This window comes from Burkholderia sp. COPS (genome assembly GCF_019425585.1).
Classification (GTDB): Bacteria; Pseudomonadota; Gammaproteobacteria; order Burkholderiales; family Burkholderiaceae; genus Burkholderia; species Burkholderia cepacia.
Window position 1 is genome coordinate 24633 of sequence record NZ_WIXR01000050.1, and the last position, 6734, is coordinate 31366.

Consider the following 6734-nt stretch of genomic DNA (forward strand, 5'->3'; position numbering starts at 1 on the left):
ACGCGATGAATTCCTCCTCCGATTCGATCTCCCCCGGCGCAGGCGGATTCGTGCCGCCGAATCCGGGCGGCATGCATCCGGCCGCGGCGGGCGCGGCCGGCCCGACCGCGACGCAGCCGCGCCCCGGGCGCTGGGCCGCGAGCGGCACGAACCCGCTCGTCGCGGCCGCGAATCCGTTGCTCAACCTCGTGCCGCAGATCCGTTCGACCGTCCATCACCCGAATCCCGCGTGGCTGCGCGAGCATCTCGTGGTCGAGATCCGGCAGTTCGAGGCGCGCGCGCAGGAGGCCGGCGTGCCGTCGGAAGCGATCATCGGCGCGCGCTACTGCCTGTGCACGGCGCTCGACGAGGCGGCTGCGCTGACGCCATGGGGCGGCAGCGTGTGGTCGTCGCACAGCCTGCTCGTGTCGTTCCACAACGAGACCTGGGGCGGCGAGAAATTCTTCCACCTGCTCGAACGCCTGTCGCAGCAGCCGCGCCAGCACCTCGACCTGCTCGAGCTGCTGTATTTCTGTCTCGCGCTCGGCTTCGAGGGCCGTTATCGCGTGCTCGACAACGGCCATGCGCAGCTCGACGCGCTGCGCCACCAGCTCGCGCTCACGATCCGCTCGGTGCGCGGCGAATTCGAGCCGGCGCTGTCGCCGCACTGGCGCGACGTCGTCACGCGCGATGTCGCGCGCCGGTTCGTCGTGCCGCTGTGGGTGTGCGTGGCGCTCGCGCTGCTGATCGGCTTCGGCGTGTTCGTCGGGCTGCGGATCGCGCTCGCCGGGCATTCGGACCGGCTGTTCGCGTCGATCGACGCGCTGCACGTGCCGAAGCTGCAGCCCGCGCAAGCGCCGCCGCGCGCGGCACCGGCCCCGCGCATCGCGAAGTTCCTGGAACCGGAGATCGCGGCCGGCCTCGTGTCGGTGCGCGACGCCGCCGATCGCAGCGTGATCGTGCTGCGCGGCGACGGGTTGTTCAAGTCGGGATCGACGTCGGTGATCGACCGCTACATGCCGGTGCTCGCCCGTGTGGCCGATGCGCTGGACAAGGTGCCCGGCAACGTGCGCGTGACCGGTTATACGGACGACACACCCGTGCATACCGCGCGCTTCGCGTCGAACTGGGACCTGTCGCGCGAACGCGCGGAAGCCGTGCGCGGCATGATCGCCGCGCGGCTCGACCATCCGGAACGGCTCGCGGCGGAAGGGCGCGGCACGCTCGACCCGGTCGCGCCGAACGATTCGCCCGCGAATCGCGCGCTGAACCGGCGCGTCGAGATCACGCTGCTGCCGGCGCCCGGCAGTGCCGCCGTCGGCGCGAGCGCAACGCAGGGGGCCAACTGACATGAACCAGGCTGTCGCGCGTTTCGTCCGGCCGTTGCCGTCGCGGGAGATCTGGACCTTCGCCGGTCTCGTCGTGCTCGCATGCTTCGTGTGGCTCGCGGGCCCGCTGTTCGCGTTCGCCGAGGTCCGTCCGCTCGAAAGCGGCTGGGCGCGCGGGCTGACGATCGCGGTGCTGTTCATCGCGTGGGGCGCGCGCGTCGCGTGGCGCAGCTGGCGCGCCGGCCGGCTCAACGCGCAGTTGCTGAATCAGCTGCGCGAAGCGGCGCCCGGGCCGGCCACCGCCGACGATCCGGCGAAAGCGCAGCTCGACGAGTTGCGCAGCCGCTTCGACGAAGCCGCGACGCTGCTGAAGAAGGTCCGCTTCGGCCAGGCCGACGCCGTGCGCAAGGGCCTGCCGCGCTGGTTCGACCGGATGTCGCGCCAGTATCTGTACCAGTTGCCGTGGTACGTGTTCATCGGCGCGCCGGGCTCGGGCAAGACCACCGCGCTCGTGAATTCCGGGCTCAGTTTTCCGCTCGCCGAGCAGTTCGGCCGCGCGGCGATTCGCGGCGTGGGCGGCACGCGGCATTGCGACTGGTGGTTCACGAACGACGCGGTGCTGATCGACACGGCCGGCCGTTATACGACGCACGAGGGCAACCGAGCGCTCGACGAGGCCGAGTGGAAAGGCTTCGTCGACCTGCTGAAGAAGTACCGCACGCGCCAGCCGCTGAACGGCGCGATGCTGACGATCAGCGTGGCCGACCTGCTCGGCGCGTCGGAGGCCGAGCGCACCCAGCACGCGATGGTGCTGCGCAAGCGGCTGCTCGAACTGCGTGCGCAGCTCGGCATTCGCTTTCCCGTGTACCTGCTCGTGACGAAGGCCGACCTGCTCGCGGGCTTCGCCGAGTATTTCGGCAACTACGGCCGCGCGGAATGCGCGCAGGTGTGGGGTTTCACGTTCCCGCTTGCGCAAAGCGAGGCGCCGGGTTTCGACCTGCGTGCGGCATTCGACCGCGAATACCGGCTGCTGCACCAGCGACTGAACGACGGGCTGCCCGAACTGCTGGCCGCGCAGACCGACGCGCGCCAGCGCGAGATGACGTACCTGCTGCCGCAGCAGATCGCCGACCTGCAGGACATGCTCGGCCAGTTCGTCGCCGAGGTGTTTTCCGTGTCGAGCTACGAACCGATGCCGATGCTGCGCGGCGTCTACCTGACGAGCGGCACGCAGGAGGGCACCGCGTTCGATCGCGTGATGAGCGGCATCAAGCGCTTCCTGAAGATCGAGGGCGTGCCGCCGGTCGCGCAGGTCGGCTCGACCGGCCGCAGCTTCTTCCTGAAGTCGCTGCTGCAGGAGCACATCTTCCGCGAAGCCTCGCTCGCCGGCAGCGACCTGCGCTGGCATCAGAAGCGGCGCGTGCTGCAGATCGCCGGCTACGTGCTGCTCGCGCTGGTGTGCGTGGCCGTGCTGGTCGCGTGGCTGCGCAGCTATTCGAACAATCGCGCGTATCTCGACCAGATCGGCGCGCGCGTGCCGGCCGTCGATGCGCAGATTGCCGGCGCGAAATTCTCCGATGCGGCCGACGTCGCCCGCCTGCTGCCCGTGCTCGACGCGCTCGGCGGCCTCGCGAATACCGGCGGCGTCGACCTGCAGCATCCGCCGCTCGCGTACCGGTGGGGGCTGTTCCAGGGCGAGAAGATCGACGAGGCCGTCGACGCCGTGTACCGGCGCGCGCTCGAGGACGTGCTGCTGCCGATCGCCGCGAGCCGGATGGAGGCCGCGCTGCGCGACGCGCGGCCCGACGAGACCGAATTCGCGTATGCGGCGCTGAAGGCGTACCTGATGCTGTATGACAGCGCGCACTACGATCCTGCGTTCGTGCAGGCCGTCGTCGATCTCGAAATGGAACGCGCGCTGCCGCCCGATTTCTCGCCGGCCGAACGCACCGCGCTGCGTGCGCATCTCGCCGCGCTGTTCGGCGGCCGCGTCGCGGTGTCGCCGTATCCGATGAACGAGCGGCTCGTGGCCGATGTGCGCGACCGGCTGCGGCAGGTGCCGTTCTCGCAGCGGCTGTACCGGCAGCTCACGCTGACGCTGCGGCCGGCCACCGCCGCGTTCGACTTCAGCGTCGCGCGCGCTGTCGGCCCCGACGCGTCGCTGGTGTTCCGCCGCCAGGGCGGCAAGCCGCTGTCGGAAGGCGTGCCGGGCCTCTATACGCGCAACGGCTATCGCAACGTGTTCGCGCCGCGCCTGGCCGGCGAGGTCGACGCCTACGGGCGCGAGGAAGTGTGGGTGCTGAACCTCGGGCTCTCCGAGATTCCCGGGCCGAACGACGCGGCCGCGTGGGCCCGCGATATCCGCCAGCTCTACCTGAACGACTATCTGAAGATCTGGGACGACTATCTCGCCGACATCAAGCTGCAGCGCACCGCGACGCTCGCGCAGAGCATCCAGGTGGCGCGTGCGCTGTCGTCCGCCGATTCGCCGCTCACGCGGCTGATGGTCGCGCTCGCGCGCGACACGGCGCTCGGCGATGCACCGGGCGGCGGGGCGCGCAATCTCGCCACGCGCGCGCAGGACAAGGTCGACGAGGCACGCAGCTCGCTGTCGCAGATCTTCGCGAGCCAGGGAAGCGATGCGAACACGTCCGCCGCGGCGCCCGCGAGCGCCGAGCAGATCGTCGACAGCCACTTCGCCGGGTTGCGCACGTTCGCGCCGGGCAGCGGCGACCAGGCCCAGGCGTTCAATGACGTGCTGAAGTCGATCGACGCGCTGTACACCTACCTGACGGCCACCGACGACGCATTGAGGAGCGGCGCGCAGCCGCCGCCGTCCGATGCGCCGGCGAAGCTGCGCGCACAGGCCGGCCGCCTGCCGACACCGTTCCGCGAAGTGCTCGACGACCTGTCGAACGTCGCGAACGGCAGCGTGGCGACCGTCGAGCAGCGCAGCGTCGCGACGCGGGCCGGCGCGAACGTCGGCGACTTCTGCCGGCAGGCGATCGCGGGGCGCTATCCGTTCGCGCGCGGATCGTCGCGTGACGTCGCGCCGGCGGATTTCGCGCAGATGTTCGCACCCGGCGGCCTGATGGACGACTTCTTCCAGAAGAACCTGCAGTCGATCGTCGATACGACGTCGCACCCGTGGCGCTTCGCGAACCGCAATGCGGACGCCGATCCGTCGGCCGCCGCGATGCTGGCGTCGTTCGAGAAGGCGGCGGTGATCCGCGACGCCTATTTCGGCGGCGGTGCGCGCACCGCGCAGCTGAAGGTGCAGATCCAGCCGCTCGAAATGGACCCGTCGATCACGGAGATGGTGCTCGACGTCGACGGGCAGATCGTCCGTTACGCGCACGGCCCGCTCGTGCAGAGCGCGGTGGACTGGCCGGGCCCGCGCGGCAGCAACCAGGTGCGGCTGCAGGTGTCGGGGCAGGCCGGAGCGACCGACGGCTTCACGACCGACGGGCCGTGGGCGCTGCACCGGCTGTTCGACCGCGCGGCCGTATCGGCCGGGCGCGGCTCCGACCAGATGATTGCGCGCTTCACGGTCGACGGCAAACCGATCGTGCTGCAAGTGAATGCGGGCAGTGTCCGCAACCCGTTCAGGCTGCCCCAGATGGAGTCCTTTACATGCCCTCCGAAGCCATGAGCCCGACACCGCCGTTCACGCGTACCGACGGCGATGCGCCGGCCTGGTACGGGAAGATTCCCGGCGCCGGCGACTTCGTGAACAGCCGGCTGCCGCATGCGCTCGCGCTGTGGTGGGAGCGCTGGCTCCAGCAGGGGATGGCCGCGATGCGCCAGCGCGGCGCGGACGAGATCGAGCGCCATTACACGGTCGCGCCGGTCTGGAATTTCCTGATCCCGGCGGGCGCCGGCGCGTCGTGCGTGCAGCCGGGCTGCCTCGCGCCGAGCTGCGACCGCGTGGGGCGCTACTACCCGGTGATCGTCACGCTGCCGATGCGTGCGGCCGATTACTGGAACGGGCTGCCGGACGCCGCCGACGCGTTCTACTGGCAGGTCGGACAGGCGCTGCTCGACGCGATCCGCCATGCGCGCGCGCCGGGCGATCTCGAGCGGACGCTCGAACGCGTGCGGCTCGCACCGGGCGTCGGTCGCGACGCGGCGGACATCGTCGATGGTATGCCGGCGGCGCTGCCGGACCGCACGGCGCCGGCAGCATGGCCGGGGCTGTCCGGTTACTTCGATCCGCACGGCGGCACCAGCTTCTGGTGGACCAACCGCGCGGACGGATCGCCGCTGCGCACGCACGCGCACACGGGCACGCCCGACAACGCGCTGTTCCTGACGCTGTTCGGCGGCGGTTAGCGGCCGGACAAAGGGACGGCGGGCCGCCGGGCGCGGCGGCGGACGGAAAGGACGCGGTTTCGAGAGGTGGTGGAGATGAAGGACGCTGGATCGAGAGACAACGAGCACGACACGGCGACACGCGGCGACGCATCCGGATTCACGGTGCGGCCGCTGCCGCTCGGCCATCGCCTCGGCGAATTGCAGCTCGACGAGGTGCTCGGCATCGGCGGCTTCGGGATCGTCTATCGCGCGTTCGACCGCACGTTGCGGCGCGCGGTCGCGATCAAGGAGTACATGCCGTCGATGCTGGCCACGCGCGGCGGCGACTATACGGTATCGCTGCGCTCCGAGCGGTTCGCGCAGGCATTCGACGCGGGGCGCGGCGCGTTCCTCAACGAAGCGCGCCTGCTCGCGCAATTCGACCATCCGGGGCTCGTCAAGGTCCTGCACTTCTGGGAAAGCCACGGCACCGCGTACATGGTGATGCCGTTCTACGAGGGGCGCACGCTCAAGCAACTGCTCGACGGCGGGATGCGGATCAGCGAGACGCAGCTGCGCAACATCGTCGGCGCGCTGCTCGGCGCGCTCGACACGCTGCATCGCGCGCAGTGCTTCCATCGCGACGTCGCGCTCGACAACGTGCTGATCCGCCCGAACGGCAGCGCGATCCTGCTCGACTTCGGCGCGGCGCGCAAACGGATCGGCGATCTGGTCGACGACGGCGCGATGATGATCAAGCCCGGCTACGCGCCGATCGAGCAATACACCGACGATCCCGCGTTCAGCCAGGGGCCGTGGACGGATCTCTATGCGCTCGGCGCGGTGATGCACGCGATGATCACCGGCGAGTTGCCGCCCGCGGCCGTCGTGCGCAGCATCAAGGACACGTACCGGCCGCTCGCGTCGCGTGAACTGCCGGCCGGCGAGGTGTACAGCCCGGCTTTTCTCGCGGCCGTCGATCATGCGCTGCAGTTGCGGATTCCGGACCGGCCGGAATCGGTCGCGGCATTCGCGGCGGAACTCGGGTTGCGGGACTTCGACCGGACGGGCAGCGGGTATGGCGCGCCCGCCGTGCCGCCCGTGGGCGATGCGGGCAGGGGCGGGGGAGACAAG

General features: G+C 70.5%; 4 protein-coding genes. All 4 read left to right on the top strand.

Going from position 1 to position 6734, the window contains the following annotated elements:
* The first annotated feature begins 5 nt into the window (after positions 1-5).
* Entirely contained in the window at positions 6-1328 is a 1323-nt protein-coding gene (locus FOZ70_RS31955; protein WP_219707540.1) for a DotU family type VI secretion system protein, read from the top strand.
* A 1-nt stretch (position 1329) separates the two neighbouring features.
* Positions 1330-4959, top strand: a complete 3630-nt coding sequence (tssM, locus tag FOZ70_RS31960; RefSeq protein ID WP_219707541.1) for a type VI secretion system membrane subunit TssM — start codon at positions 1330-1332, stop codon at positions 4957-4959.
* On the top strand, positions 4941-5639 hold the full coding sequence (tagF, locus tag FOZ70_RS31965) for a type VI secretion system-associated protein TagF (protein WP_104768556.1): 699 nt from the start codon (positions 4941-4943) through the stop codon (positions 5637-5639). The genes tssM and tagF overlap by 19 nt, the downstream gene beginning before the upstream one ends.
* Positions 5640-5714: 75 nt before the next feature.
* On the top strand, positions 5715-6734 hold a 1020-nt coding region (locus FOZ70_RS31970; protein ID WP_258025786.1), incomplete at its 3' end, for a serine/threonine-protein kinase.

Coding starts and splice junctions, on each gene's coding strand:
- FOZ70_RS31955 (WP_219707540.1), top strand. CDS start 6: ATGAATTCCTCCTCCGATTCGATCTCCCCCGGCGCAGGCGGATTCGTG.
- tagF (WP_104768556.1), top strand. CDS start 4,941: ATGCCCTCCGAAGCCATGAGCCCGACACCGCCGTTCACGCGTACCGAC.
- tssM (WP_219707541.1), top strand. CDS start 1,330: ATGAACCAGGCTGTCGCGCGTTTCGTCCGGCCGTTGCCGTCGCGGGAG.